5 protein-coding genes are annotated in these 3,931 nt (G+C 28.0%); 4 read left to right on the forward strand and 1 reads right to left on the reverse strand.

Annotated elements, in window-relative coordinates:
* On the forward strand, nucleotides 1–247 hold a 247-nt coding region (locus tag ABS911_RS14610), incomplete at its 5' end, for a GNAT family N-acetyltransferase (RefSeq protein ID WP_350468168.1).
* 286 nt (nucleotides 248–533) lie between these two features.
* Here ABS911_RS14610 and ABS911_RS14615 read toward each other — a convergent pair.
* Nucleotides 534–851, reverse strand: coding sequence for a helix-turn-helix domain-containing protein (locus ABS911_RS14615; protein ID WP_341048014.1), 318 nt, complete (start codon nucleotides 849–851; stop codon nucleotides 534–536).
* A gap of 351 nt (nucleotides 852–1,202) precedes the next feature.
* On the opposite strand from ABS911_RS14615, the gene ABS911_RS14620 reads away from it, so the two are divergent.
* The 3 genes from ABS911_RS14620 to ABS911_RS14630 all read left to right on the forward strand — a co-directional run bounded on the left by ABS911_RS14620 (nucleotide 1,203) and on the right by ABS911_RS14630 (nucleotide 3,662).
* Nucleotides 1,203–1,415 (forward strand): hypothetical protein, encoded by a 213-nt coding sequence (locus tag ABS911_RS14620; RefSeq protein ID WP_350453315.1) that lies wholly within the window; start codon nucleotides 1,203–1,205, stop codon nucleotides 1,413–1,415.
* Between the two features lie 247 nt (nucleotides 1,416–1,662).
* The gene (locus tag ABS911_RS14625; RefSeq protein ID WP_034536789.1) at nucleotides 1,663–2,103 is read left to right on the forward strand and encodes a hypothetical protein; all 441 of its coding nucleotides are present in this window, start codon (nucleotides 1,663–1,665) and stop codon (nucleotides 2,101–2,103) included.
* A gap of 1,169 nt (nucleotides 2,104–3,272) precedes the next feature.
* A complete protein-coding gene (locus ABS911_RS14630) occupies nucleotides 3,273–3,662 on the forward strand; it encodes a hypothetical protein (RefSeq protein ID WP_023178123.1) in 390 nt (129 codons plus the stop codon).
* The last annotated feature ends 269 nt before the right edge of the window (nucleotides 3,663–3,931 follow it).

Below are 3,931 nucleotides of genomic sequence, written 5' to 3' on the forward strand. Positions count from 1 at the left end.
TGAATATTGGAACAAAGGAATTTCTACTATTGTTTTAAAGTTATGGATTGATCATTTATTTGAAAATGTAACGAATTTACCTCACATCGGTTTTACTACTTGGTCTGGAAATAACGGAATGATGCGTGTAGGTGAAAAAGTAGGCATGACGTTAGAAGGAAGAATACGAAAGGTTCGTTATTGGCAAAATCAATATTGGGATTCGATCAAGTACGGAATTCTTCGTGAAGAATGGAATAATCTATAGTTAAATTATCCATAAGGCTTTTTGTACCGATCCTTTTATGTTCCTATGTGAGTATATATAAGGATCTGGTATAACGAACTTTAGCTTTTGAATTAGGATAATATAGATTTAATAAATCAATGGTGGAGGAGGAATATTTAATGAAAAAAAAGCTAACGTATTCATTAAAAAAGCAAATTGAATCTTTTTTTGATTTAGTTGGAACAATTTTCCATTCTATATTTTAATATAATTTCAATGAAAAAAAGAACCTTGTGGTAAAATTCTTTTTTTATTCACTAATACGTTAAAAAAAGACAGCAAAAAGAATAAGTGGTAGACCAAATCCTAAAATAAGTAGTTCAATAATATCTTCTGGCTCCATCTTAGAAATGGTTTCTAAAATACTACTAGTTGTTTTTTTCGGTGGCGTTTTATTGAGTAACTCATCTATGGAAAAATTATAAAATTCACTAAGTAGTTGGATCATTTCCAAATCGGGGATACTTTTACCTAACTCCCATTTAGATAATACCTGTCTAGAGATATTTAACTCTTTAGCGACAAAAGACTGAGACATTTTTCTTTCTTCACGTTCATATTTTAATCGTTCTGCTAACTCCATAAATTGAGCCTCCTAGTTTGTTAAGTTAGATCTATACTTAATAGTTTCGCTTAAAATAACTAGTTCTGCAAGCAATGAATTGTTGCAAACCCGCAACGAATTGGTGCATACATGCTGTAGGTTTGATTCATCATCGGTTCATTACATACCATTCACTAAAATACATTAAATTCTATAAAATAATGTATTATACCACTGTTTTTTGTTAAAATAAATTTATAAATATAGAAAAAATGGCTTGGAATGTTTTAAGAGGTCAGAAACGGGTACTGGGTCAGCAAGAAAAAATGTACTTATAAATAAAGTCACTATAGATTTTTTTATGAATTAGAAAACTGAAAGGAAGTAGTTATGAAAAATTATAAAAAGATTTTAGGCTATGTTTTAATTTTAGTAGCTGTATTACTATTAGTTCGTTTACCCAATATGTTCTATCCAATGCCTGATGAGGATGGAATGGATATTAACCTCTATATCCTAGAAGCGGTTTTAAACATAGTAAGGTATGTTGTTCTTTCAATATTCTCTTTTGTTTTAGGTATAAAACTTGCATTTAAGAATTAGATAGAATTTTTATTTGCTTATACATAAAAGTGCTTAGAATCATGTATTGCAAGAATAAGAGCTTTAGCATTTTTGATTAAGTGCTAAAGCTCTTATTTGTATTTATTTATGATTTTTGATAAATGTAAACCACTGGTTGCTAGATGTAAACCATTGTGTGCGTTACTTTCCAATCAAAGTGAGAGACAATAAGAGCTATAAATGAAGTCTTTCCATTCTTAATTTATAGTAACCAGGAGGCAGAGTAATGAAAAAGTATGATGACTATCAAAAATCTATGAGATATAAGTATGGCTATTTTTCCTTTCTATTTTTAAATAGCTTATTAGTATTAAATTATTTACTTGGATTATTTTTTAATTTGAAGTGGGGAGCAACTAAAGAGCTAGAAACCATGATTATACTGTTTGTAGTAGGAATATTTTTTGCAAATGCCTGTGTCTACCAAAATGCTTACTTTCATAAAAATGATGATAAAAAGAGCTACTCTTGGTTATTTTTAATAATAGGTGGAATCGGCTTATATACAACTTATCAAACTTATTTAATTTCTCCTGAAGAACTAATCATAAATGGGGAGATAGGCAGAGGAGCTATTCAATTATTTTCAGGTCTTATGTTTGTTTCTATTCCACTAACCTATTTTATAAGGAACAGAATAGATAGTAAAAGAAATAAAGACCAGTAGTGACCTTCAAGCTAAGAATTATGTTAAATAAGGTTTATATTAAGGGGAAAGGAGGCTTATAGTGAAGTTTATACAAAGAACAGTAGAACTTAAATGGCCTATATTGCTAGTTGAATTGTTTTTCTTGATTGGAGGAATTCTCCTCTTAATTAGCGGAATAAAATTGCAAAAAAAAAACAGAATAATAGCTTTAATTTGTGTGATTACTGGAAGCCTGCTTACGTTAATTTCTTTATACATTTTACTTATAACAGTCATATTTGGATATAATTCCTAATCAACTGCAATATAAATAAAGCATTAACTTTTAATAGTGTTTAATTATTTTACGGAGGTGTTAAGATGAAAAAATATCAAAAATTCCTGATAGTTGCATTGATAATATTGGCTATACTTATGTTTGCTCCTGTACTTTTATACTTAGTTTATAGTTGAATTGATACGTATACAAAATCTTGTTATTTCATGTATTTATGAAATGATAAAAGCTGATAAGAAAGGAATAACTATTGATGAAATTTAGTTTAACTTAAATCCTAGTTTCATGTCTCCTCTTATCTATAGTAACAATCATTATTGGTTATTTTTTTGGGCCATACTTATTCCTATTTAAGATTTTGATCCTATAGATAGAGAAGAACTATTAAGAACACAAAAAGAGCTAGCATTGAATTATACAGTTGGGAAAAATATGCTCTATATTGGGTTCTTTGGTTTTATTTGTTCAGCAATTTGTCTGTTGTTAAATAAAATCAAGACCTTAAAAAATAAATTTAATAGGAGTTAGAGATTGAATGGGTCTTCCAACATTATTAAAAATTGTTACTGCGACGGATATGATGAGTATGATTATCCTTATTATTATGTGGGGAAATGAATTTTTAAATGGATACACTGACAACTTACTATTTAAAATTCTATTCATTTTGATTGGTTTTGTGCGTGTTTATTATTATATTAGAAAGTTAAAGTCCATAAATATATAGATAAAAAAATATTTCTTACTTGTAGGCTGGTTAACTGCCGCTTATTCATGTAAATAAACACACACACTTTGAGGAGTATATGTGTCATTATTGTCCAGTTAACTAATGCGCTTAATGATATAATTCATTTAAAAAATATTAGATAATAAAGTCAGATATGTAATTATTTGAGAGAGGTACAAAATGAAAAAATCTAAGCAATTGATTTTCACAAAAATTCTTTATAGTTTATTTACAATAATGACTATACTATCGCTTTTTATTGTTTATAAAAATAGCGACAATGATCTTTCTTTTAAATTCTTAGTAGGTTATATATTTCTTGTCTTCTTCATGCTAGCATACGTTCCTCTTATAGCCATTGTAAATACAAGGAAGTATAAATGGGTTTATATAAGAAAAAGTATCTTTAAATTTATTGCCTTATTTATTTTATTAAGTATTTTGAATTATGTTTTTGATTACATCATTAGGCCCTCTAAAATAGATTTATTCAGCATATTTTCTACTAGCGCAGGTTTATCTTTTGGTATTGCTTTTTTTAACATTATGTTTTTAAAAGAAGATAGATGAAATTAGATAAAATAATGTCTTTAGATATTAAAGCTGATAAATTACGTGCTAAGCAATCATAATTTTACATTTTGAAATGTTTGTATCTAAGGTGTTAAGATTCATCGCTTTGAGGAAAGGAATGAAGGCATGACTGTCACAATAAAGCGTAACACTGGTTGGGTTCGGTAAGGGTTCGAGAATTTCAGTAAAATTAAATGGAGAAAAAGTATTGAAGATTGCAGATTCTCAAAAAACAGAAATCATTATTCAAAATGACAAAGCATTTT

The sequence above is a fragment of the Carnobacterium sp. genome (assembly GCF_040274425.1).